Genomic DNA, 24696 nt, shown 5'->3' with positions numbered 1-24696 from the left:
GCGATGATCCAGCGCTTTGAATTGATCGATGGAAAGTTGCGCAGCGGGGACAGTGACGAGGCCCCGATCATGTTGTTCAGCAACCCTGACCATGCCGAGCGCAACTGGCTGCGTGAGCGCCACAAGCTGGATGAACACGCCCTGGCTTCGGCGCTCGACCCGGACGAAGTCTCGCGCATCGAATTTCACCCCGACAACCTGTTTCTGATCTGGAAGCGCCCGGAGAACTACTCCGGCGGTGGCAACCTGGTGTTTGAAGTGTCGTCCTGCGGCCTGCTGTTTTCACCCGGCCGGCTGTTGGTGATCGCCACCGATGAAACCCCGCTGTCCGGGCTCGGCGCGCGCCGTCCGTTGCACACGCCGCTGGATGTGCTGCTCGATCTGCTGCTCAACAACATTCACCACTACCTCGGTCACCTCAAGGTGATCAAGCTGGTCGCGCGGGAGCTGCAGCAACAGTTCAACGCGTCCATGAGTAACCATCATCTGATGCAGATGTTCAACCTCAGCGAAAGCCTGATCTATTACATCAACGCGCTGCACAGCAACGGCGCCGTATTGTCGCGGCTGCGCAACCATGGGGAGAAGGAGCATTTCAGCGCCGAGATTCTCGGCCTGATCGACGACCTGATCATCGAGAACCACCAGTGCTACAAACAGGCCGAGATCTATTCCAACGTGTTCTCCGGGCTGATCGACGCGCGTGGCAACCTGATGAACAACAGCATGAACAACCTGTTGCGCAAGCTGACGTTGATCAACGTGGTGTTCCTGCCGCTCAACCTGATCGCCAGCATTGGCGGCATGTCGGAGTTCAGCATGATGACGGCGGGTACGTCGTGGTGGGTGTCGTACCCGCTGTTTCTGTTGGCGATGGGCCTGGGCGCCGGGTTGATGGTGCTCGGGCTCAAGCGGATGGCAGGCGGCGCGAATGTGATGTGAAGCCCCACGCCTGTGGGCGCTGGCTCAGGAAGCGGGTTGCAGGGTGAGCACCTCGAACCCGTCCGCCGTCACCGCCACGGTATGTTCCCACTGCGCCGACAGGCTGTTGTCCTTGGTCACCACCGTCCAGCCATCCTTCAGGCCGCGCACCTTGGCGCTGCCCTGGTTCAGCATCGGTTCGATGGTGAACACCATGCCTTCGCGCAGCTCCAGCCCGGTGCCGGGGCGGCCGAAGTGCAGGACCTGGGGTTCTTCATGCATCTGCCGGCCGATACCGTGGCCGCAGTATTCGCGCACCACGCTGTAGCCATTGGCCTGCGCATGGCTCTGGATCGCGTGGCCGACGTCGCCCAGGCGGGCGCCGGGTTTGACCTGGCGGATACCGGCCCACATGGCCTCGAAGGTCATCTCCACCAGGCGACGTGCCTTCGGCGAGACGGCACCGATCATGTACATCTTGCTGGAGTCGGCGATAAAGCCGCCTTTTTCCAGGGTGATGTCGATATTGATGATGTCGCCGTCCTTGAGGATCTGCGTGGCACTGGGCATGCCGTGGCACACCACTTCGTTGATCGAGGTGTTGATGGAGAAGGGGTAGTCGTATTGCCCGAGGCTCGCCGGGCGGGCTTTCAACTCGTGGCGGATGAAGGCTTCGACGGCGCTGTCCAGCTCCAGGGTGGAGCGCCCGGCGGCAACAAAACCGTCGAGCATGCTGAACACCTGGGCCAGCAGGCGCCCGGATTCGCGCATCACGGCGAGTTGTGCGGTGGTTTTGATCATCAGCTGCGCCCCCGGATCAGGTCGGGTTTGTCCAGCAACAGTTTGTTGATCAGCTCGTTGTAGGGCAAATGCGGGTTGAGTTCGGCGAGCAGGCCGATCTTGATCCAGAACTCGGCCTGGGCGTTGATGGAGCGGTCCATGGCCGCACTGGCCAGGCGCAGTTGTTCGTGTAGTTGGTCGCTGATCTTGACGATGCCCATGTGCTTCACTGTGTCAGATTAATATACGAAGCGTATACGTTTCGTATGTCGCCCGTAAAGCCCCCTCAGCTAAATTGCCCCTGGCCATTGACTTGCCGGGCGCCCGCCGGGTAATTTCGTCACATGACATTTCAGACCTTGCATCGCCAGCCAAACATTATTACCGCCATTCCTCATTTGGCGGGATAGCGCTCGGCTGCACCCACACCCGCCCTAGAGGCGGGTTTTGTTTTTCCGTCTCCAGGTGCCCTTACCCAAGCCAGGAGACACTCATGCGCACTTGCCCCGTCCCACTGACCGCTGCCCCGGGACTGCTTGAGCACTACGTAAAAAAAATCCTTGCCGCGCCGGTCTACGACGTGGCCGTGCGCACGCCCTTGCAAGTCGCCCCGGCGCTATCACTGTTGCTCGACAACCACGTGCTGCTCAAGCGCGAGGACCTGCAACCGACCTTTTCTTTCAAGATTCGTGGCGCCTACAACAAGCTGATGCAGCTTCGCGCCGAGCAGAAGGCCTGCGGCGTGATCACCGCGTCGGCGGGCAACCATGCGCAAGGCGTGGCGCTGGCGGCGCGGGAGTTGGGGATCAAGGCGACGATCGTCATGCCCCGCAGCACGCCGGAGTTGAAGGTGCTCGGCGTGCGCTCGCGAGGGGCGCACTCGGTGCTGCACGGTGAGAGCTTTCCGTTTGCCCTGGCCCATGCGTTGCAACTGGCCGAAGCGTGCGGTTGCACCTTTGTCTCGCCGTTCGACGATCCGGACGTGATCGCCGGCCAAGGCACGGTGGGCATGGAAATCCTGCGCCAGCAACCGGGCGCGCTGGACGCGATCTTCGTGCCGGTGGGCGGCGGTGGCCTGATCGCCGGGATCGCCGCCTATGTCAAATACCTGCGGCCCGAGGTGCGCATCGTTGGCGTCGAACCCGAGGGTTCCAGTTGCCTGTTAGCGGCGTTGCGTGCCGGCGAGCGCGTGGTGCTGCCCAGTGTGGACGGGTTTGCCGATGGCACGGCGGTGGCGCAGATCGGCGCCTATGGCTTTGAAATCTGCCGGGGTTGGGTGGATGACGTCATCACCGTCAGCAACGATGAACTGTGCAGTGCCATCAAGCTGATCTACGACGATACGCGCTCCATCGTCGAACCTTCCGGCGCATTGGCCGTGGCGGGCATTCGCAGCTATGTCGCGCAAAACCGTGTGCGCGGGCAGACGCTGGTGGCGATCAACTCGGGGGCGAATATCAACTTTGATAGTTTGCGACATGTTGCTGAAAGAGCGGCGGCGCACAGTGCTGGTTAACTCCCAAGGCCAGGGTTAAACGTTTAATCGGAGTTGTTCGCCGATGATGGGCGTCGAGTGAATTAAGGTGGGGCAAATTTATACAAGATTGTGTATTGCTTATGAGGAAAAGTTACAACAAGAACGGATTTTGCCGAGTAGGCTGATTGATTGTAAGCGTCTTCCAGGGTTGGTAGGACGTGGCAGGCGAGCGCCTGCAAGACTTATAACAATCGATTGGCAGTCTGGAAAGGAGAGGTTGACCATGCTTTCGGAATTAGAACTTCGCAGTATCATTGAAGGAAGTTTCCTGCCTAAACGGTGTGAATGCACCAAAGCTGAAGATGCCTCGCTGACGATCAAGGTGTATGACGACCTTGATCGTGATCGCGTGCATCTGGAAGTTAAAGGTATCAACGCTGACAGACTCGACAGCAGTCGAGCCATTTGCAACCTGATCACCGGGTTGCGCGAGGACCTTAAGCAATCGCATGCGCCCGCGCTGCAAAAAGCAGCAGGGCGCTCCCTCTATTAAATAGAGGCTGTTGGTATCGTCGATGGGTGGGCCTGGTCAATACCAGGCCCAATGTTGTTTATGCCCGCTGCCGCCTGTGATCGCGGGTTCATTCCAGTTGTTGACGATACGGCAGGTCCGGGCCCGTCTTGCCGCAGGTGAGCGCTGCCGCACGAATTGCAAAGCCCAGCATCGCGTCGATCTGTTCGCGGGTCAGGTGTTGCAGGCCCTCGACCGAATCCAACTGCTGCTCGGTCAGCCAGGCAATCAGCGCGGCCTGGAAGGTATCCCCGGCGCCCACGGTATCGGCCATCACCACCTTTACCGCCGGTTGCGACCAGTGGCCGTGCTGGCGGCTGAATACGCTGGCGCCATCGCCGCCACGGGTGAGGAATACCAACTGGCAGCGGTGTTGCAACCAGCCCTCAAGCACGCTTTCCGGCGATTGGTCGGGGTAGAGCAGGTGCAGGTCTTCATCGCTGACCTTGATCAGGTCGGCATGCTTGACCAGTTCGGCCACGCGGTCGCGCCACAGCTGGATATCCGGCTGCGGGTTGAGCCGCACGTTGGGGTCGAGGCTGATCAGACGCTTGCCGCTTTCGCGCTGGACCAGGGCCAGCAGGGTGTCGCCAATCGGTTGCACCACCAGGGAAAACGAACCCACATGCAGCCCACGAACCTCATCGCCCAGGGTCGGCAGGTGCGCGCGCGTCAATTGGCGGTCGGCACAGCCTTCGCCGCGAAAGCTGTATTGCGGCGAGCCATTGGCGCCCACGGCAACCATTGCCAGGGTGGTCGGCGCGGCGAATTCCACCAGGAACTGCGCGTTGACGCCTTCGTCCCTGAGCACCTGCAACAAGCGACGCCCGAGGAAGTCGGTGGACACACCGCCGAACAGCGCAGCGTCGATGCCCAGCCGGCGTAGACCGACGGCGACGTTGAACGGTGAGCCACCGGCAATCGCCTTGTAATTGATCTTCGACGCCTGCCCGCTGGGATCTTCCTCACTGAAAAAATCAAACAGCGCTTCACCACACACCAGATACATAGTCGTTCGCTCTTAAAGGGTTGCCACGTGCTGCTGATAGCGCTCGTAGGCGTGTTGATAGGCGCTGACATTGTCGGCCACCGGCAGGGTACGGCTGGCCTTGTCGACGCTCACGCATTTCTCGCACAGGCTGGCCAGGGATTCGCCGGACTGGCTCCACGCGGCCTGGATCGCCGCGCCCAGGGCGGCGGCTTCGCTTTGTTCGGTGCAGATCACTTCGGTGTGCATGATATCGGCAACCATCTGCCGCCACACCGGGCTTTTCGAACCGCCGCCGATCAGGCGGATGCTCTGGCTGTGCAGGCCGGTCTGGCGCAACAGGTCGAGGCCGTAGCGCAAGCCGAAGGTGGTGCCCTCGACCACGGCGCGGCACAGGTTGGCGCGGGTCAAGTTGGTCATGGTCAAGCCATGCAGGCTGCCGGTGGCGTGGGGCAGGGCGGGCACGCGTTCGCCATTGAGGAACGGCAGCATGCTCACGCCGTCTGCACCGATCGGCGCCTGCTCGACCAGGGCGTTGAAGGCGTTAAGGTCGAGGTCGAACAGCTCACGAATCACCCCGGTGGCGTTGGTCAGGTTCATCGTGCAGATCAACGGCAACCAGCCGCCGCTGGAGGAACAGAAGGTCGCGACCGACGCCTCGGGGCTCACGTTGGGCTGGTCGGAAAAGGCATACACGGTGCCCGATGAACCCAGGCTCATGGTGATCACGCCGGGGGCGATATTGCCGGTGCCGATGGCGCCCATCATGTTGTCGCCGCCGCCGCTGGACACGATGGCGTCGGGGTTGATCCCCAGGCGTTCGGCGATGGCCGGCAGGATCGTGCCGACGGCTTGGTCGGCTTCGATCAGCGTCGGCAAGGCGGCTTGCAGGCGGCCACTGGGGTCGATGTGCTGGAGCAGCGCCACATCCCAGTCACGGGTGCGCACGTTGAAGTAGCCGGTGCCCGAGGCATCGCCGTATTCCGCGACGGCGCGGCCGGTGAGCCAGTAATTGAGGTAGTCATGGGGCAGCAGGATATGCGCGATGCGCGCGAACACCTCGGGGTGCTGCTCGCGGGTCCACAGTAGTTTGGACACGGTGTAGCCCGGCGCAATTGCCACGCCGAGACGCTCCAGCGAAGCGCTTTCGCCACCCAGGTACTGCAACAGTCGGTCGTTTTCCGTTGCGGTTTCGGTGTCGCACCACAGTTTGGCCGGGCGCAGCACCTGGCCGTGGTCATCGAGCAGCACCAGGCCGTGTTGCTGGCCGGACACGCCGATGCCGAGGATGGCCTGGCCGTCCACACCGGCCTGTTGCAAGGCGCGGTGAGTGGCTTCGGTAAAGGCGTCCAGCCACTCCTGGGTGTGCTGCTCGCGACGGCCATTGGCGCCGCTGATCAGCGTGTGTGCAGCGGCGCCCAAACCCAGCACCTTGCCGCTGGAGGCGTCGAGGACGATGGCTTTGGTGCCTTGGGTGCCGCAGTCGATGCCGAGGAACAGGTTTTGCTGGGTCATGATGATTTGCTCAGCAGTCTTATTTTTCGGATTGGCAATACAGTCAAAATGTGGGAGGGGCTTGCCCCCGATAGCGGTGTTTCAGTGTAAGTGTTCTTTACTGACCCACCGCTATCGGGGGCAAGCCCCCTCCCACAGGTTTAAGCCGGTTTCTTCAGGAGTTGCTGCAGTGTTTTTGTGACGCCGTTGTCGCGCAGGCTCGCATAGCACCGCTCGAACGCTGCCACAAACTCAGCCGACTTGGGAATAGCCGTGCCAAAAATCTCCTCCACCCCGAGCAACCGCCGGTTGATCATCCCGTCATCACTCACCAGCCCCTGGCAAAACTCGGCGCGTGGGTCCGGGATTTTGTAGGCCACGCCATTCTCATCGACACCCTTGAGGTACAACGCCCAGGCCGCCACCACCAGCGCGGCGCGCTCGGTCTCGCGGCCATCGGCGATCAGGCGATTGATCGTCGGCACGGTGAACTTGGGAAACTTCGACGAGCCATCGGAACACACGCGCTCCAACTGGTCGGCAATCGCCTGGTTGGAGAAGCGGTCCACCAGGGTCTGCTTGTACTGCGTGAGGTCGATGCCCGGCACCGGCGCCAGGTTCGGCGTGACGTCCAGGTCCATGTACGCGCGCATGTACGCTACGAACAGCGGGTCATTCATGGTCTCGTGAACGAACCGATACCCCTTGAGAAACCCCAGGTAAGTCAGCGCCAGGTGGCTGCCGTTGAGCAGGCCGATCTTCATTTCTTCATAGGGCGTTACGTCGGCGGTGAACTGCACGCCGACCTTTTCCCAGGCCGGGCGCCCGTTGACGAACTGGTCTTCCAGGACCCACTGCACAAAGGGCTCGCACACCACCGGCCAGGCATCGTCGATAGCGTGCTCATCGTGCAATTGCAGGCGATGCGCGGTGCTGGTCATTGGCGTGATGCGGTCGACCATGGCGTTGGGGAACGTCACGTTGGTTTTGATCCAGTCATGCAGATCGGCATTGTGCAGGGCGGCGAAGGCCAGCAGTGCCTTGCGCGTGACGGCGCCGTTGTGCGGCAGGTTATCGCAGGACATTACGGTGAACGCCGGAGTACCGGCGGCGCGGCGCTGGGTCAGCGCCGCGCAGATAAAGCCGAACACGGTTTTCGGTGCCTTCGGGTGCGCCAGGTCGTGCTGGATCTGGGGCAGGTGGGCCATGAACTCGCCGTTACTGTCGTCGATGCAATAGCCGCCTTCGGTGATGGTCAGCGAGACGATGCGGATCTGCGGGCTGGCCAGTTTGTCGATCAGCGCCTGGGCGCCGTCCTCGGCCAGCAGCATGTCGCTGATCGAGCCGATTACGCGCACGTCGGTGTCGTCGCTGTCGCCCAATTCATACAGAGTGAACAGGTAATCCTGACCGGCCAGGTCATCGCGGGCCTTGCGGTCCTCGGCGCGCAGGCCGACGCCGCAGATGCTCCAGTCCAGGCCCTCGCCGGTATTCATCAGCGCATCGGTGTAATACGCCTGGTGCGCGCGGTGGAAACCGCCGACGCCGATATGGGCGATGCCCTGGCGGGTATCGGCAATGGCGTAGGCCGGGATGTTCACTTCCGGCGCCAATTGGGTGAGGTTCTGTTTATTCAGTTTCATCACAAATCTCGCGAAATCAGGCGGCGGCGCGCAGTGGGCGGGTAACGGCCACGCCGTCGGTGTCGAACAGATGGCAGTGCGCCGGGTCCAGGTGCAGGTGCAGCGTCTCGCCATACTGGCTGGCCATGTCGCCACGAATGCGCAGGGTCAGCGGCTCGCCGTTGGCGGTGATGACGTGGCAGAAGGTATCGCTGCCCAGGCGCTCGCCGACGTCGGCGGTGACGGTCAGGCTAGTCTGGCCCGGTGCGGCGAGTTCCAGGTGCTCGGGGCGAATACCCAGGGTCACCGCGCTGCCCACGCTCAGGGTGGCGCCGCTCAGCGGCAGGCTGATCAGCGTACCGGCGTCCAGTTGCACCTCGCAGCCCTGGCCCTCGACCCGCGTGACCTTGCCCTTGAGGAAGCCCATCTTCGGCGTGCCAAGAAACCCCGCGACAAACAGGTTGGCCGGCTGGTGGTAAAGGTCCAGCGGCGAGCCGACCTGCTCGATGCGGCCGCTGTTAAGCACCACCACTTTGTCGGCCAGGGTCATCGCTTCGACCTGGTCGTGGGTCACGTAGATCATGGTCGCTTGCAGCTCTTTGTGCAGGCGCGCCAGTTCCAGGCGCATCTGCACGCGCAGCGCGGCGTCGAGGTTGGACAGCGGTTCGTCGAACAGAAAGATCTTCGGGTTACGCACGATCGCCCGGCCGATCGCCACGCGCTGGCGCTGGCCGCCGGACAGTTGCTTGGGCTTGCGCTCCAGCAGCGGGCCCAGTTCGAGGATGCGCGCCGCTTCGTTGACTTTGCTTTCCACCAGCTTTTTGTCGACGCCCGCGAGGTCGAGGGCAAACGACATGTTCTTGCGCACGCTCATGTGCGGGTACAGCGCGTAAGTCTGGAACACCATCGCCAGGTCGCGCTTGGCCGGGGTCACTTCGGTGATGTCGCGGCCATCCAGTTCGATGGTGCCTTCGCTGACTTCTTCCAGGCCGGCGATCAGCCGCAGCAACGTGGATTTACCGCAGCCCGACGGGCCGACGAAGACCACGAATTCCTTGTCGTTCACTTCCAGGTCGATGCCCTTGATGATGGAAAAGCCTTCGAAGCCTTTTTGCAGATTCTTGATTTTCAGGTTGGCCATGGGATGGGCCTCCGCTTGGAATTTTTATAGGAAAGCCGTTATTTCACGGCGCCGAAGGACAACCCGCGCACCAACTGTTTCTGGCTGATCCAGCCAAAGATCAGGATCGGCGCGCAGGCCAGGGTCGAGACGGCCGACAATTTGGCCCAGAACAAGCCTTCGGGGCTGGAGTAGGAGGCGATCAGCGCGGTCAGCGGCGCGGCATTCGAGGAGGTCAGGTTCAACGACCAGAACGCCTCGTTCCAGCACAGGATCAGCGACAGCAACACCGTGGACGCCAGGCCGCCTTTGGCGATCGGCAGCAGTACGCGGACCATTTCCTGCCACAGGGTGGCGCCGTCCAGGCGGGCCGCTTCGAGGATGTCTTTGGGGATGTCCTTGAAGTAGGTGTAAACCATCCACACCACGATCGGCAGGTTGATCAGGGTGTAGATGATGATCAGCGCGATACGCGTATCCAACAAGCCGAAGCTCTTGGCCAGCAGGTAGATCGGCATCAGCACGCCCACCGGCGGCAGCATCTTGGTCGACAGCATCCACAGCAGCGTGCTCTTGGTGCGTTTGGTCTCGTAGAACGCCATGGAGTAGGCCGCCGGCACCGAGATCAGCAGGCACAAGGCGGTGGCGCTGAACGAAATCAGCACCGAGTTCCACGCATAGCTGAAGTAGTTGCTGCGCTCGTTGATGTGCAGGTAGTTCTCCAGCGTCGGCGTGAAGATGAACTGCGGCGGCGTGGCGAAGGCGTCGATTTCGGTCTTGAAGCTGGTCAGCACCATCCAGAAGATCGGGAAGAAGATCAGGATCGCGATGGCCCAGGCCAGGGTGCCGAGCAACAGGCTTTGCAGGCGGCGGGATTGTTGAAGCGTCATGGCGCGGCCCTCAAGGCTTATCAGTCAGGTTTTTGCCGATCATCCGCACCAGGATGATCGCCGCGATATTGGCGATGACCACGGCAATCAAGCCGCCGGCCGAGGCCATTCCCACGTCGAACTGCACCAGCGCCTGGTTGTAGATCAGGTAGGCGAGGTTGGTCGAGGCGTAGCCGGGGCCGCCGTTGGTGGTGGTGAAGATTTCGGCGAATACCGAGAGCAGGAAGATGGTTTCGATCATCACCACCACGGCAATCGGGCGCGCCAGGTGGGGCAGGGTCAGGTGCCAGAAAATCGCAATAGCGCCGGCGCCGTCGAGGCGTGCGGCTTCTTTTTGCTCCTGGTCAAGAGACTGCATGGCGGTCATCAGCAGCAAGATGGCGAAGGGCAGCCATTGCCACGAGACAATGATGATGATCGACAGCAGCGGGTAATGCGCCAGCCAGTCCACTGGCTGGGCGCCGAACAGCTTCCACACGTAGGCGAGAATCCCCGACACCGGGTGGAAAATCAGGTTCTTCCAGATCAGCGCACCGACGGTGGGCATGATGAAAAATGGCGAGATCAACAACACCCGCACCAGGCCGCGCCCGAAGAACTCACTGGCCTCCAGCAGGGCGCTGATCAACACGCCAAATACCACGCTGATCAACAGCACGCTGCCGACCAGCAACAGGGTATTGGTGGCGCCGGGCAGGAAGCCCGAGTCGGTGATGAAGTAGGTGAAGTTCTCCAGCCCCACGAACTGGTTTTCGCCGGGGTAGAGCAGGTTGTAGCGGATCAGCGAAAAGTACAGGGTCATGCCCAGCGGCACGATCATCCACAGCAGCAGCAAGGCTACCGAGGGGCTGACGAGAAACCAGCCGGGGTTGGCCAGGCGGCTTTTGCGCGGCTTTTCAGACGCGGCGGTTTGCACTTTGGCAGTGGTGGTATTCATAGGGTCAGAACCAGTCAGGTACATGCAGAACGAGAGTCGAAGCGCGGTCAGTGTGGGAGGGGGCTTGCCCCCGATAGCGGAGTGTCAGTCACAGAACCATCAACTGGTAGATCGCTATCGGGAGCAAGCCCCTCCCACATTTGACTGTGGTGAGCCAGGGTTACTTGGGGTAACCGGCCCGCTTCATTTCACGCTCGGTGGTGGTCTGCGCGGCGCTCAAGGCTTGATCCACCGTTTGCTGGCCGGTCAGCGCACCCGAGAAGAACTTGCCGACCTGGGTACCGATCGCCTGGAACTCAGGAATGGTCACCAGTTGGATACCGATATACGGCACCGGTTTGAGCGTTGGTTTGGTCGGATCGGCGACTTTCAGCGATTCCAGGGTGACCTTGGCGAACGGCGCGGCCTTCATGTATTCGTCGCTGTAGGTCGACTTACGCGTACCCGGCGGGACGTTGGCGATGCCGTCGGTCTTGGCGACCAAAGCGCCGTATTCCTTGGAAGTCGCCCAACTGGTGAACAGCTTGGCGGCGTCCTTGGCCTTGGAGCTGGTCGGGATGGCCAGGGACCAGGAGTACAACCACGAGGTGCCTTTGTCGGTCTTCTCGTGCGGGGCGAAGGTGAAGCCGACATGGTCCGCCACCTTGCTTTGGGTCTTGTCGGTGACGAACGAACCGGCCACGCTGGCGTCGACCCAGATCGCGCACTTGCCGCTGTTGAACAGCGCGAGGTTTTCGTTGAAACCGTTGCTCGACGCACCGGGCGGGCCGGACTTCTTCATATTGTCGACGTAGAAGTTCAGCGCGTCCTTCCATTCAGGGCCATTGAATTCAGGCTGCCATTTCTCGTCGAACCAGCGCGCCCCGTAGCCGTTGGCCAGGGTGGTGATCAGCGCCATGTTTTCACCCCAACCGGCTTTGCCGCGCAGGCACAGGCCGTATTGCTCTTTGGTTTTGTCGGTGAGTTTTGCCGCGTATTCACCGATCTGCGTCCAGGTCGGGTGCTCGGGCATGCTCAGCCCGGCGTCCTTGAACAGGTCAGTGCGGTAATAGGTGATCGAGCTTTCCGCATAGAACGGCAGGGCGTACAGCGAACCCTTGACGGACAAACCGTCACGCACGGAAGGGAACACATCGTCGAGGTCGTAGGACGCCGGCAGGTCTTTCATCGGTTCCAGCCAGCCCTTGGCGCCCCACAGTGCAGCTTCGTACATGCCGATGGTCAACACGTCGAACTGCCCGCCCTGGGTCGCGATGTCGGTGGTCAGGCGTTGGCGCAGGACGTTTTCTTCGAGCACCACCCAATTCAACTTGATGTCCGGATGCTCGGCCTCGAAGGTTTTCGAAAGCTTTTGCATGCGGATCATGTCGCTGTTGTTGACGGTGGCAATGGTCAGGGTTTGCGCGCCAAGGCTGACGGCGCTGAGGGTCATGCATGCCGTCATGCAAGAACAGGCAAGCAGTGTTTTTGCTGTGAACTTCATCGCGCACTCCTTTTCTGCGCCCAGGGGCTGCAGAAGGACAGTTATTGTTGTTGTGTCTTCCCACGCTGAGCCAGGAAGAGTGTGCGTTGATTACAGCCCTCAAACGGGGGGTGTGACAAATCCTTGGGCGCACTGGGACTGATACTTTTTTGCACTCGCCCACAAAAAGCCGAAACGATTAAGCCAGGTTCTGTTCGGTGAGCCGCTGCACCGCCAGGCGCCGGTAGTGGGAAGGGGTCATGCCTTTAAGCTGCTGGAAGCGCCGATTGAAGTTGGAAATATTGTTGAACCCCGACTCGAAGCACACATCGGTGACGGCCTTGTCACCATCGGCCAGCAGTTCGCAGGACTTGCTGATGCGCAGGCGATTGACGAATTCGATAAACGTGCGCCCGGTGGCCTGCTTGAACACCCGCGAGAAATACGTCGGTTTCATCCCCAGGTAGTCGGCCACTTCCTCCAGTGACAACTCCCGCGCGTAATGCGCAAAAATGTAGTCCACCGCCCGGTTGGTGCGGTCGATGCTGTGTTCGTCGGCCAGTTGCGGCGTGGTCACGCCGGACAGCAGTTGGTAGTCCTCACACGCGCTCAACACCTCCAGCAGGATAAAGAAGTGCCCTAGGCGCGCCATGCCCTGGGCGTCCTCGATGCGTTGCATCAGGGCCATGGCCTGGGCGATGGTCTTTTTGCAGCGAAACTCGATGCCGGACTGCGCCCGCTCCAGTAGCGGCGCCAGGGTCTTGAGTTCGGCAAAAATGTGACTGCCGTTCTCCAGCAGCTCATCGGTGAAATTCACCAGCATGTCGCGCTTGGGCACCACTTCGTCTTCCTCGACCTGGCTGATCCAGTTATGGGGCAGGTTCGGGCCGGTGAGGAACAGGCTTTCCGGGTAGAAATTGCCGATATAGTCACCGATAAACACCTTGCCGGAGCTGGCGACGATCAGGTGCAGCTCGTACTCCTTATGGAAATGCCAGCGCACCAGGGGACAAGGGAAACCATGCTGGCGATAGATGATAGACAGACCGTTGTGATCGTCCATCAGCTCGTAGGAAGGGTCGGTGATTCGCGTTGCTCGGGTCATGCTGCCGTCGCTTTATTGTGGTTGCGATTTGAATAATGCCCCCTTGTGTGCGACCCGGCCAGCGTCAAGCGTTTAAAGGTTACGGTTTTTTGCCTCGATCCACTGAGACATGTATTGCGTACTTTTGTGGGCGTGGTGACGCAGCATGCTGCCGGTGAAATTGTCCCGGCGATGGGCATCGAGGCGGCTGCGACAGTGTTCCAGGCACTCCACCAGTGCGGGGCCGTGGCGGTGCAGGTCATAGCGACGGGCCAGGAGTTGGCGGCCGTGTTCCTGGGCCTGGGTCCAGCGTTCGCGGTCCTGGTAAAGGCTCACGGCGGCATCGGCCAACGCCGTGGCGCTGTGGGCGATTGCCCCCGGCCACGGCTGCTCGTCGCCCATGGCTTCGGCGCCGACCGGCGTGGTGATGTTTGGTGTGCCGCAGAGCATGGCGTCCGCCAGTTTGCCCTTGATCCCCGCACCAAAGCGCAGCGGCGCCAGGCAGATGCGCGCAGCCGTCATCACTTGCAGCGCATCTTCGGCCCAGTTCATCACATGAAAGCCCTGGGCCGGGTTGTGCAGCGCGGTGGCCTTGGGCGGGGTGTAGGCACCGTAGACATGCAATTGGGCGCCCGGCAGTTGCTGGCGGATCAACGGCCAGACACTGTTCTTCATCCACAGCACCGCATCCCAGTTGGGCGCGTGGCGGAAGTTGCCGATGCTGAGGAAGTGCGCGCGCTCGTCAAACGGTGCGAACGCCTCGGTCGGCGGCTCCAGCATCAACGGGCACCAGTGGAGCAGGGCGGCGGGTACCTTGAACTGCTCGGTGAGCAGGCGGATCTCCATGTCGGAGATCATCAGGCTGATGTCGCAGCGATAGATGGCTGCGATCTCGCGCTTGGCCAGGTCGGTGTCGGCCATGCGCCGGAACTCGTCTTCCAGGCCCGTTGCAAACAAGGCGCTGAAGTCGTCGTTGTCCGGCTGGGCCTTGAGGTGGTCCTTGAACCGCTGCTGGCGTGCGTCGCGTAGGCTTTGCAGGTCGGAGGTTTCCAGCACCCGCAGGGCCGCGGGGCAGTGCTTTTCGACGCGCCAGCCGAACTGTTCTTCCATCATGAAACGGTCGAACAGCACGATGTCTGGGGCCAGTTCGCAGATAAAGTCATCGAAACTGCTGTTATTGAGTTCGATGGCGCATTCGGCGATTCCCAGTGCCGGTAGATCGGCTTTGTGTTCGCCAATGGTCGCCGGGCTGCTGAAGGTAATATCCCAACCTTGTGTCAGAAAAGTTTCGAGAATCTGCATCATATGCCCGCCGGCGGCCGAGGAACGCGGTTCCGGCCAGACATAACCAATGACCAGGACTTTGGTGGCGGGCTGAGTCATCAACAACGGATTCCTTGAGCGGGGACGAAAACCGCGCAATTAAACCACAACCGCCCGCGTGCCCGGCGTGGCATGACAATTTGTGTCAGGCGGTAGGTCGCCACGGCACTTTGTGGTTAACTTCCGCCTCTCGAATTCGTTTAATCAAACCCAGCATAAGGATTCCGTTCATGGCTCAAGTCACCCTTCGTGGTAATCCAGTCCAAGTTGAAGGCGAACTGCCGCAAACTGGCTCCAAAGCGCCAGACTTCACCCTGACCGCCGGCGATCTGTCGGAAGTGACCCTGGCCACCTTCGCCGGCAAGCGCAAAGTGTTGAACATCTTCCCAAGCGTCGACACCCCGACCTGCGCCACGTCGGTGCGCACGTTCAACGCCCAGGCCAACAATGTGAGCAACACGGTCGTACTGTGCATCTCCTCTGACCTGCCGTTTGCCCAGAAGCGTTTTTGCGGCACTGAAGGCCTGGACAACGTGCAGAACCTGTCGGACTTTCGCAACGCTGATTTCGCCGTTGACTACGGCGTTTCGATTGCCGACGGCCCACTCCGGGCTCTGACCGCCCGTGCCGTCGTCGTGTTGGATGAAAACGACAACGTACTGCACAGCGAACTGGTGCCTGAAATCGGCCAAGAGCCAAACTACGATGCAGCCCTGGCTGTTTTGAAGTAACTGTTTCGGCGCATTACTGTCGTTTTGCAGTAACACGCGTGGTACATGATTGCGGCCTGGCCTAGTCCAGGCCGTTTTTATTTGCTGGTCAGATGTTTAGCGAAATAGCCGGCGGACTAAGCTCAACAGTTAAAAGTTGTAAGCCCAAGGTAAATAGCCGGTAAATGCGCTTTTCTTAAAGCGCCCCAGTGCTTATCTTTCAGCCTCCCAAAGAAGAAGCTCTCGCGCCCAATGGTTGATCACTCCATGCAATCCTCCCCCCGCAATTCCCGTCGCTGGCTGTTCGGCCTGCTTGTGCTGCTGGTTATCGCCGGCCTGTGCTGGAAATTCTGGCCCACCGGCGCTACCCATCCTGACGCGCCAGCCGGCCGTACCGGTAAAACGGGCATGGCGCGCCCGGGCTTCGGCGGCTCCACCGGCCCGGTGCCGGTGCGTGTGGCGCCGGCGGTGTTGGGGGAATTCCCGGTGTACTACAAGGCGTTGGGCACGGTCACCGCGCTCAACACCATCAATGTGCGCAGCCGGGTGGGCGGCGAGTTGGTGAAGATCGCCTTTGAAGAAGGGCAGACGGTCAAGGCCGGCGACCTGCTGGCGGAAATCGACCCGCGCAGCTACCAGAACGCCTTGCTCCAGGCCCAGGGCACGCTGATGCAGAACCAGGCCCAGTTGAAAAACGCCCAGGTCGACGTCGAGCGTTATCGCGGCCTGTATGCCCAGGACAGTATCGCCAAGCAAACCCTGGACACCGCCGAAGCGCTGGTCCTGCAATACCAGGGCACGGTCAAGACCAACCAGGGCGCAGTGGACGACGCCAAGCTCAACCTCGAATTCACCAAGATCCGCGCGCCGATCGCAGGGCGCGTCGGCCTGCGTCAGCTCGACGTCGGTAACCTGGTGGCCGCCAACGACACCACAGCGCTGGCGGTGATCACCCAGACCCAACCGATCAGCGTGGCCTTCACCCTCCCGGAGAGCACGCTGGAAACCGTGCTCGCCCGTTACCACGCCGGCAACAAACTGCCCGTGGAAGCCTGGGACCGCAGTGACGCCAAGCGCCAAGCCACCGGTGTGCTGCAGAGCCTGGACAACCAGATCGACGTCACCACCGGCACCCTGAAATTCAAGGCACGCTTCGATAACAAGGACCAGGGGCTGTTCCCCAATCAGTTCGTCAACGTGCATTTGCTCGCCGACACCCTGCATAACGTCGTACTGGCGCCGTCTGCCGCTATCCAGTTCGGCAACGCCGGTACGTTTGTCTACAAGCTCGATGGCGACAAGAAGGTCAAGGTGCAGCCCCTGGTGGTCGGCGATACCGACGGCGACAACACGGTGATCAAGCAAGGCCTGGTCGCCGGCGACCGCGTGGTGCTGGAAGGCACCGACCGCCTGAAAGACGGCAGCGAAATCGAAGTGGTCAACGACAGCAGTCAAGTCCCGACCACCCCGACCGAGCACCTGCAAGGCAAGCCCGCCGCAAAAGGGGAGACCGGCGCTGACGCCGGCAAGGCGCAAAAGGTCGGTTCATGAACCTGTCGCGGCTGTTTATCCTTCGCCCGGTCGCCACCACGCTGAGCATGTTGGCGATTGTCCTGGCAGGGATCATCTCGTACCGCTTGTTACCGGTCTCGGCTTTGCCCCAGGTGGATTACCCAACCATCCGCGTGATGACCCTGTACCCCGGCGCCAGCCCGGATGTGATGACCAGCGCCGTCACCGCGCCCCTGGAGCGCCAGTTCGGGCAGATGCCCGGCTTGACCCAGATGGCCTCGACCAGCTCCGGCGGTGCGTCGGTACTGACCCTGCGCTTCAACCTCGACATCAATATGGATGTCGCCGAGCAACAGGTGCAGGCCGCAATCAACGCCGCGACCAACCTGTTGCCCAAGGACTTGCCGGCGCCGCCGGTGTACAACAAGGTCAACCCGGCGGATACCCCGGTGCTGACCCTGGCGATTACCTCCAAGACCATGCTGCTGCCCAAGCTCAATGATTTGGTCGATACGCGCATGGCGCAAAAGATCGCGCAGATCAGCGGCGTCGGCATGGTCAGCATCGCCGGTGGCCAGCGCCAGGCCGTGCGCATCAAGGTCAACCCCGAGGCCCTGGCGGCCAACGGCTTGAACCTGTCGGACGTGCGCACGCTGATCGCCGCGTCCAACGTCAACCAGCCCAAGGGCAACTTCGACGGCCCGACCCGCGTGTCGATGCTCGACGCCAACGACCAGTTGGTGTCGCCGCAGCAGTATGCTGAACTTATCCTGGCCTACAAAAATGGCGCACCGCTGCGTCTGAAGGACGTCGCGCAGATCGTCGACGGCGCCGAAAACGAACGCCTCGCCGCCTGGGCCAATGAAAACCAGGCCGTGCTGCTGAATATCCAGCGCCAGCCCGGCGCCAACGTGATCGAGGTGGTCGACCGCATCAAGGCGCTGCTGCCGAGCATCACCGATAACCTGCCGGCTGGCCTGGATGTGACGGTGTTGACCGACCGTACCCAGACCATCCGCGCCTCGGTCACCGACGTGCAACACGAATTGCTGATCGCCATTGCCCTGGTGGTGATGGTGACCTTCCTGTTTCTGCGCCGCGTCAGCGCCACGATCATCCCGTCCATCGCCGTGCCGCTGTCGCTGGTAGGCACCTTTGGCGTGATGTACCTGGCGGGTTTCTCCATCAACAACCTGACGCTGATGGCCCTGACCATCGCCACTGGGTTTGTGGTGGACGATGCCATCGTGATGCTGGAAAACATCTCGCGCTATATCGAGGAAGGTGAAACCCCGCTGGCCGCTGCGCTCAAGGGTGCCAAACAGATTGGCTTCACCCTGATTTCCCTGACCCTGTCGCTGATCGCCGTATTGATTCCGTTGCTGTTCATGGGCGATGTGGTCGGGCGCCTGTTCCGCGAGTTCGCCATCACCCTGGCGGTGGCGATCCTGATTTCCCTGGTGGTGTCCCTGACCCTGACGCCGATGATGTGCGCGCGCCTGCTCAAGCGTGAACCCAAGGAAGCAGAGCAGAGCCGCTTCTACAAGGCCAGCGGGGCCTGGATCGATTGGTTGATCGCAGCCTACGGGCGCAAGTTGCAGTGGGTGCTCAAGCACCAGCCGCTGACCTTGTTGGTGGCCATCGCTACCCTGGGCCTCACCGTGGTGCTGTACCTGGTGGTGCCCAAGGGCTTTTTCCCGGTGCAGGACACCGGGGTGATCCAGGGCATTTCCGAGGCACCGCAGTCGATTTCCTTCGCTGCAATGAGCCAGCGTCAGCAGGAACTGGCGAAGATCATCCTGGCCGACCCGGCGGTGGAAAGCCTGTCGTCCTACATCGGTGTGGATGGCGATAACGCCACCCTCAACAGCGGTCGCTTGCTGATCAACCTCAAGGCTCACGGGCAGCGGGATTTGAGCGCAGCCCAGGTGATCACCCGCCTGCAGCCGGAAATCGACAAGCTGGTGGGCATTCGCCTGTACATGCAGCCGGTGCAAGACCTGACCATCGAAGACCGCGTCAGCCGCACCCAGTACCAGTTCAGCATGTCGTCACCCGACGCCGAGTTACTGGCCTTGTGGAGCGAAAAGCTGGTGCATGCCTTGAGCCAGTTGCCGCAGCTCACCGACGTCGCCAGCGACCTGCAGGACAAGGGCCTGCAGGTGTACCTGGTGATCGACCGCGATGCCGCCTCGCGCCTGGGCGTCAACGTGTCGACTATCACTGATGCGTTGTACGACGCCTTCGGTCAGCGGCAGATTTCCACCATCTACACCCAGGCCAGCCAATACCGCGTGGTGTTGCAGGCCCAGTCGGGCGAGACCTTGGGGCCGGATGCGCTGAACCAGATCCACGTCAAGACCACCGCCGGCGGCCAGGTGCGCCTGTCGAGCCTGGCCCGCGTGGAACAGCGCCAGGCGCAGTTGGCGATTGCGCATATCGGCCAGTTTCCGGCGGTGATGATGTCGTTCAACCTGGCCCCGGGTGTCGCGCTGGGCAAAGGCGTGGAGTTGATCAACCAGACCCAGAAAGACATCGGCATGCCGGTGGGCGTGCAGACTCAGTTCCAGGGCGCGGCCCAGGCGTTCGAAGCCTCGCTGTCGAGCACCTTGCTGCTGATCCTGGCGGCGGTGGTCACCATGTACATCGTGCTCGGCGTGCTCTACGAGAGCTACATCCACCCCGTCACCATCCTCTCGACCCTGCCTTCGGCGGCGGTGGGGGCGTTGCTGGCGTTGCTGCTCAGCGGCAATGACCTGGGCATGATCGCGATCATCGGCATCATTTTGCTGATCGGTATCGTCAAGAAAAACGCGATCATGATGATCGACTTCGCCCTCGACGCCGAACGCAACCAGGGCCTCGACCCGCAGACCGCGATCTACCAGGCGGCGCTGTTGCGCTTCCGGCCGATCCTGATGACCACCCTGGCCGCACTGTTCGGCGCGGTGCCGTTGATGCTGGCCACCGGTTCCGGTGCGGAGCTGCGTCAACCCCTGGGCCTGGTGATGGTCGGCGGTTTGCTGGTGAGCCAGGTATTGACCCTGTTCACCACACCGGTGATCTACCTGTACTTCGATCGCTTGGGTCGGCGCTGGCGCAAAGAGCCGCAACGCCTGGAGCCGGTTGAGTCATGAACCTGTCCGGACCTTTCATTCGCCGGCCGGTCGCGACCATGCTGCTGAGCCTGGCGATCATGCTGCTGGGCGGCGTCAGCTTCAATCTGCTGCCGGTGTCGCCGCTGCCGCAGATCGACTTCCCGGTGATCGTGGTGTCGGCCAGCTTGCCCGGCGCCAGCCCGGAGGTGATGGCGTCTACCGTGGCCACGCCGCTGGAGCGCTCATTCGGCGCGATTGCCGGTATTACCACCATGAGCAGTTCGTCCAGCCAGGGTTCGACCCGGGTGATCCTGGCGTTCGATTCCGACCGTGATATCAACGGTGCGGCGCGGGAAGTGCAGGCGGCAATCAACGCCTCGCGCAACCTGTTGCCCAGCGGCATGCGCAGTATGCCGACCTACAAGAAGATCAACCCGTCCCAGGCGCCGATCATGGTGCTGTCGCTGACCTCGGACGTGTTGCAGAAGGGCCAGTTGTACGATCTGGCCTCGACCATCCTGTCGCAAAGCCTGTCCCAGGTGCCGGGCGTGGGCGAAGTGCAGATCGGCGGCAGTTCCCTGCCGGCGGTGCGCATCGAACTTGAACCCAAGGCGCTCGACCAGTACGGCATTGCCCTCGACGATGTGCGCAACACCATCGCCAATGCCAACCAGCGTCGGCCCAAGGGCTCCCTGGAAGACGCCGAGCGCAACTGGCAGATCCAGGCCAACGATCAGTTGGAAAAAGCCGAGGACTATGAGCCGCTGCTGATTCGCTACCAGAACGGCGCGGCCCTGCGCCTGGGCGATGTGGCCAAGATCAGCGACGGCGTCGAAGACCGCTACAACAGCGGTTTCTTCAACAATGATTCAGCCGTGCTGCTGGTGATCAACCGCCAGTCCGGCGCCAACATCATCGAGACTGTCAAGCAGATCAAGGCGCAGTTGCCGGCGTTGCAGGCGGTGCTGCCGTCCAGCGTCAAGCTGAGCCTGGCGATGGATCGCTCGCCGGTGATCACCGCCACCTTGCACGAGGCCGAAATGACCTTGCTGATTGCCGTAGGGCTGGTGATCCTGGTGGTGTACCTGTTCCTCGGTAACTTCCGCGCTTCGCTGATTCCAACCCTGGCGGTGCCGGTGTCGCTGGTGGGCACCTTCGCGGTGATGTACCTGTTCGGCTTCTCGTTGAACAACTTCTCGCTGATGGCGCTGATCCTCGCCACCGGCCTGGTGGTGGACGATGCCATCGTGGTGCTGGAGAACATTTCCCGGCATATCGACGAGGGCGTGCCGCCGATGAAGGCAGCGTACCTGGGGGCCCAGGAAGTCGGCTTTACCTTGCTGTCGATGAACGTGTCGCTGGTGGCGGTGTTCCTGTCCATCCTGTTCATGGGCGGGATCGTCACCAGCCTGTTCCGTGAGTTCTCGATCACGTTGTCGGCGGCGATCATCGTGTCGCTGGTGGTCTCGCTGACCCTCACCCCGATGCTCTGCGCCCGTTGGCTCAAGCCTCATATCAAAGGGCAACTGAGCGGTTTGCAGCGTTGGAGCCAGAACGTCAATGACCGCATGGTATCGGCCTACGCCACCAGCCTGGACTGGGTGCTGCGCCATCGGCGCCTGACCTTGCTCAGCCTGCTGATCACGGTAGGGGTGAATGTTGCGCTGTATGTGGTGGTACCAAAAACCTTCATGCCCCAGCAGGACACCGGGCAATTGATTGGCTTTGTGCGCGGCGACGACGGGCTGTCGTTCAGCGTGATGCAGCCGAAGATGGAAATTTTCCGCAAAGCCGTGTTGCAAGACCCAGCGGTGCTCAGCGTGGCCGGTTTCATCGGCGGCAACAGCGGCACCAACAACGCGGTGATGCTGGTTCGACTCAAACCCATCAGCGAACGCAAGGTCTCCGCTCAGGCGGTGATCGAGCGTCTGCGCAAGAGCGTGCCACTGGTGCCGGGCGGGCGACTGTTCCTGATGGCTGACCAGGACCTGCAATTCGGTGGTGGCCGTGACCAGACCAGTGCGCAGTATTCCTACATCCTGCAAAGCGGTGATCTGGCTGCGCTGCGCCTGTGGTACCCGAAGGTCGTGGCCGCTCTGCGCGCGTTACCCGAACTCACCGCCATCGACGCCCGCGAAGGCCGGGGCGCGGCCCAGGTTACGCTGATCGTCGACCGCGACCAGGCCAAGCGTCTGGGCATCGACATGAACATGGTCACCGCCGTGCTGAACAACGCCTACAGCCAGCGGCAGATCTCCACGATCTATGACAGCCTCAACCAGTATCAGGTAGTGATGGAGGTCGACCCGAAATACGCCCAGGACCCAATCACCCTGAAGCAGATGCAGGTGATCACCTCCACGGGCGCGCGGGTGCCGTTGTCGACCATTGCCCATTATGAGAGCAGCCTGGCAGACGACCGCGTCAGCCACGAAGGCCAGTTCGCCTCGGAAAACATCGCCTTCGACATGGCGCCCGGCGTGACGGTGGAACAGGGCACTGCAGCCATCGAGCGGGCGATTGCCAAGGTGGGCTTGCCGGAGGACGTGATCGCCAAGATGGCCGGCACCGCCGATGCCTTCGCGGCGACCCAGAAGGGCCAGCCGTTCATGATCCTTGGCGCACTGGTGGCGGTGTACCTGGTGTTGGGCATTCTGTATGAAAGTTACATCCACCCGCTGACGATCCTCTCGACCTTACCGTCGGCTGGCGTCGGGGCCTTGCTCTCCATCTACCTGCTGGGCGGTGAGTTCAGCCTGATCTCCTTGCTCGGGTTGTTCCTGTTGATCGGGGTGGTGAAGAAAAACGCGATCCTGATGATCGACCTGGCGTTGCAACTGGAGCGCAATGACGGCCTGAGCCCGCTGGAATCGATTCGCAGCGCCTGCCTGTTGCGGTTGCGCCCGATCCTGATGACCACGCTGGCGGCGATTCTCGGCGCCTTGCCGTTGTTGCTCGGCAGAGCCGAAGGCGCGGAAATGCGCCAGCCCCTGGGCCTGACCATTATCGGCGGGCTGATCTTCAGCCAGATCCTGACCCTTTACACCACCCCGGTGGTTTACCTCTATCTCGACCGCGCGCGCCATCGTTTCAACGCTTGGCGCGGCGTGCGTACCGATGCTGCCCTGGACTCTGCGCTATGACCGATTCGACCTTTGCCACATTGGCCATGACCCGTGATTCCCGCGTCGCCAGCTTGCTGCTCTGCGGGGTGTTGCTCAGCGCCTGCGCCGTCGGCCCCGACTACACACGTCCGGCCGTCATCGAGCCTGCGCAGTTCAAACAAGCCGAGGGCTGGCGCCAGGCCACGCCGAGCGATGCCCTGGCCCGTGGCGCCTGGTGGGAACTGTACGGCGACCGTCAGCTCAATGACCTGGTGCTCCGGCTGAACAACGCCAACCAGACCGTGGCCCAGGCCGAAGCGCGCTTCCGTCAGGCCCAGGCGCTGGTGAGCAGTTCCCGTGGGGCGTTTTACCCGACGGTGGACCTGAGTGTCGGGAAAACCCGCGCCAGTCAGGGCACCGGCAGCAGCAGTGCCAGCCTCAGCAGTTCCAGCAGTGGCATCCGCGATACCCTTAACGCGCAGCTGGGCGTGAGCTGGGAAGCTGATGTCTGGGGCAAGTTGCGCCGGGGCCTGGAAGCCAAAGAAGCCAGCGCCGAAGCCAGCTCGGCGGACCTGGCCGCGATGCGTTTGAGCCAGCAGTCGGAGTTGGTGCAGAGCTACCTGCAACTGCGCGTCATGGATGAGCAGACCCGGTTGCTGCAAGCCACGCTGGACACGTACCAGCGCTCCCTGCAGATGACCGAGAACCAATACCGCGCCGGCGTTTCCGGCAAGGACGCCGTGGCCCAGGCGCAAACCCAGCTCAAGTCCACCCAGGCCAGCCTGATCGACCTGATCTGGCAGCGCGCCCAACTGGAAAACGCCATCGCCGTGTTGATCGGCGAGGCGCCGGCCAACTTCAACCTGGCCGTTAGTAAGGACATCCCGGCCTTGCCGCAGATCCCGGTGAGCCTACCGTCGCAATTGCTCGAACGCCGCCCCGACATCGCGTCCGCCGAGCGCTCGGTGATCGCCGCCAACGCCGATATCGGCGTGGCCAAGGCGGCCTATTACCCGGACCTGAGCCTGAGCCTGGCCGGTGGTTATTCCAGCAGCACCTACGCCGACTGGATCAGCCTGCCGAACCGCTTCTGGTCGGTCGGGCCGAAGCTGGCGATGACCCTGTTCGACGGCGGCCAGCGCTCGGCGGAAGTCGACCGCACCGTGGCCAGTTACGATGAAACCGTGGCCAAGTACCGCCAGACCGTACTGGATGGCTTCCGCGAAGTGGAAAACTACATGGTCCAGCTCAAGGTGCTGGAAGATGAAGCCGTGGTCAGCAATGAAGCGCTGGAGGCCGCGCGCGAGTCGCTGCGCTTGACCCAGAACCAGTACAAGGCGGGGCTGATCGCTTATCTGGATGTGGTGACCGTACAAGCCACCGCCCTGAGCAACGAACGCACCGTGCTGACCTTGCTGCAGACACGATTGGTGGCCAGTGTGCAACTGATCGCCGCGTTGGGTGGCGGTTGGGATGGGCAGACTCAGGCGGTTGAAAAGGAGTGACGCCGGGCCTGTTTTGAGACGGTGGATTGGCGTCAAAATGCCGGTGATGGTCCTAGGATAAATAATCACCTGTTCAAGAAGCAGTCTCGCTACAATCC

General features: G+C 61.8%; 19 protein-coding genes. 8 read left to right on the top strand and 11 right to left on the bottom strand.

The genetic code is table 11. The features are described 5' to 3' along the window. The first annotated feature begins 3 nt into the window (after positions 1 to 3). Positions 4 to 942 (top strand): magnesium transporter CorA family protein, encoded by a 939-nt coding sequence (locus tag ACS5Q8_RS15830; protein WP_465159128.1) that lies wholly within the window; start codon positions 4 to 6, stop codon positions 940 to 942. A 24-nt stretch (positions 943 to 966) separates the two neighbouring features. On the opposite strand, the gene map is transcribed toward ACS5Q8_RS15830, so the two are convergent. After that, positions 967 to 1722, bottom strand: a complete 756-nt coding sequence (map, locus tag ACS5Q8_RS15825) for a type I methionyl aminopeptidase (RefSeq protein ID WP_276193260.1) — start codon at positions 1720 to 1722, stop codon at positions 967 to 969. Then, positions 1722 to 1922, bottom strand: coding sequence for a ParD-like family protein (locus ACS5Q8_RS15820; protein WP_247407098.1), 201 nt, complete (start codon positions 1920 to 1922; stop codon positions 1722 to 1724). Before ACS5Q8_RS15820 ends, map begins: the two co-directional genes overlap by 1 nt. Positions 1923 to 2194: 272 nt before the next feature. Here ACS5Q8_RS15820 and ilvA point away from each other — a divergent pair, with 272 nt between their 5' ends. Both ilvA and ACS5Q8_RS15810 read left to right on the top strand, forming a co-directional pair. Beyond that, positions 2195 to 3217, top strand: coding sequence for a threonine ammonia-lyase, biosynthetic (gene ilvA, locus ACS5Q8_RS15815; protein WP_465159127.1), 1023 nt, complete (start codon positions 2195 to 2197; stop codon positions 3215 to 3217). 244 nt (positions 3218 to 3461) lie between these two features. After that, positions 3462 to 3731: a DUF1652 domain-containing protein gene (locus ACS5Q8_RS15810; protein ID WP_276193257.1), complete on the top strand. Its 270-nt coding sequence runs from the start codon at positions 3462 to 3464 to the stop codon at positions 3729 to 3731. Between the two features lie 88 nt (positions 3732 to 3819). Here ACS5Q8_RS15810 and ACS5Q8_RS15805 read toward each other — a convergent pair whose 3' ends face one another. From ACS5Q8_RS15805 to ACS5Q8_RS15765, 9 genes are all read right to left on the bottom strand, one after another. After that, positions 3820 to 4758: a carbohydrate kinase family protein gene (locus ACS5Q8_RS15805; RefSeq protein WP_443694390.1), complete on the bottom strand. Its 939-nt coding sequence runs from the start codon at positions 4756 to 4758 to the stop codon at positions 3820 to 3822. Positions 4759 to 4770: 12 nt separating this feature from the next. Continuing rightward, positions 4771 to 6252, bottom strand: coding sequence for a xylulokinase (gene xylB, locus ACS5Q8_RS15800; RefSeq protein ID WP_465159126.1), 1482 nt, complete (start codon positions 6250 to 6252; stop codon positions 4771 to 4773). A 140-nt stretch (positions 6253 to 6392) separates the two neighbouring features. Continuing rightward, complete coding sequence (locus tag ACS5Q8_RS15795) at positions 6393 to 7874, bottom strand: mannitol dehydrogenase family protein (RefSeq protein ID WP_276193254.1); 1482 nt, start codon at positions 7872 to 7874, stop codon at positions 6393 to 6395. Positions 7875 to 7890: 16 nt separating this feature from the next. Beyond that, on the bottom strand, positions 7891 to 8994 hold the full coding sequence (locus tag ACS5Q8_RS15790) for an ABC transporter ATP-binding protein (protein ID WP_276193253.1): 1104 nt from the start codon (positions 8992 to 8994) through the stop codon (positions 7891 to 7893). A gap of 38 nt (positions 8995 to 9032) precedes the next feature. After that, complete coding sequence (locus ACS5Q8_RS15785; protein ID WP_027606403.1) at positions 9033 to 9863, bottom strand: carbohydrate ABC transporter permease; 831 nt, start codon at positions 9861 to 9863, stop codon at positions 9033 to 9035. A 10-nt stretch (positions 9864 to 9873) separates the two neighbouring features. After that, complete coding sequence (locus ACS5Q8_RS15780; protein WP_276193252.1) at positions 9874 to 10800, bottom strand: carbohydrate ABC transporter permease; 927 nt, start codon at positions 10798 to 10800, stop codon at positions 9874 to 9876. A gap of 160 nt (positions 10801 to 10960) precedes the next feature. Beyond that, the gene (locus ACS5Q8_RS15775) at positions 10961 to 12283 is read right to left on the bottom strand and encodes an ABC transporter substrate-binding protein (protein ID WP_253395360.1); all 1323 of its coding nucleotides are present in this window, start codon (positions 12281 to 12283) and stop codon (positions 10961 to 10963) included. 178 nt (positions 12284 to 12461) lie between these two features. Continuing rightward, entirely contained in the window at positions 12462 to 13367 is a 906-nt protein-coding gene (locus tag ACS5Q8_RS15770; protein WP_276193250.1) for an AraC family transcriptional regulator, read from the bottom strand. 72 nt (positions 13368 to 13439) lie between these two features. Beyond that, on the bottom strand, positions 13440 to 14729 hold the full coding sequence (locus ACS5Q8_RS15765) for a glycosyltransferase (RefSeq protein WP_426102523.1): 1290 nt from the start codon (positions 14727 to 14729) through the stop codon (positions 13440 to 13442). Positions 14730 to 14899: 170 nt separating this feature from the next. Between ACS5Q8_RS15765 and tpx the strand changes: the two genes are divergently transcribed. The 5 genes from tpx to ACS5Q8_RS15740 all read left to right on the top strand — a co-directional run bounded on the left by tpx (position 14900) and on the right by ACS5Q8_RS15740 (position 24598). Further along, on the top strand, positions 14900 to 15400 hold the full coding sequence (gene tpx / locus ACS5Q8_RS15760) for a thiol peroxidase (RefSeq protein ID WP_426102521.1): 501 nt from the start codon (positions 14900 to 14902) through the stop codon (positions 15398 to 15400). A 231-nt stretch (positions 15401 to 15631) separates the two neighbouring features. Further along, on the top strand, positions 15632 to 16930 hold the full coding sequence (locus ACS5Q8_RS15755) for an MdtA/MuxA family multidrug efflux RND transporter periplasmic adaptor subunit (RefSeq protein ID WP_426102519.1): 1299 nt from the start codon (positions 15632 to 15634) through the stop codon (positions 16928 to 16930). Beyond that, complete coding sequence (locus tag ACS5Q8_RS15750) at positions 16927 to 20028, top strand: MdtB/MuxB family multidrug efflux RND transporter permease subunit (protein WP_247405083.1); 3102 nt, start codon at positions 16927 to 16929, stop codon at positions 20026 to 20028. The genes ACS5Q8_RS15755 and ACS5Q8_RS15750 overlap by 4 nt, the downstream gene beginning before the upstream one ends. Further along, complete coding sequence (locus tag ACS5Q8_RS15745; protein WP_426102517.1) at positions 20025 to 23132, top strand: efflux RND transporter permease subunit; 3108 nt, start codon at positions 20025 to 20027, stop codon at positions 23130 to 23132. Before ACS5Q8_RS15750 ends, ACS5Q8_RS15745 begins: the two co-directional genes overlap by 4 nt. Next, positions 23129 to 24598, top strand: a complete 1470-nt coding sequence (locus ACS5Q8_RS15740; protein ID WP_465159125.1) for an efflux transporter outer membrane subunit — start codon at positions 23129 to 23131, stop codon at positions 24596 to 24598. The genes ACS5Q8_RS15745 and ACS5Q8_RS15740 overlap by 4 nt, the downstream gene beginning before the upstream one ends. Positions 24599 to 24696 lie beyond the last annotated feature (98 nt).

Source organism: Pseudomonas sp. PAMC25584, from assembly GCF_058135675.1.
This window is presented reverse-complemented; position numbering and strand designations above follow the sequence as displayed.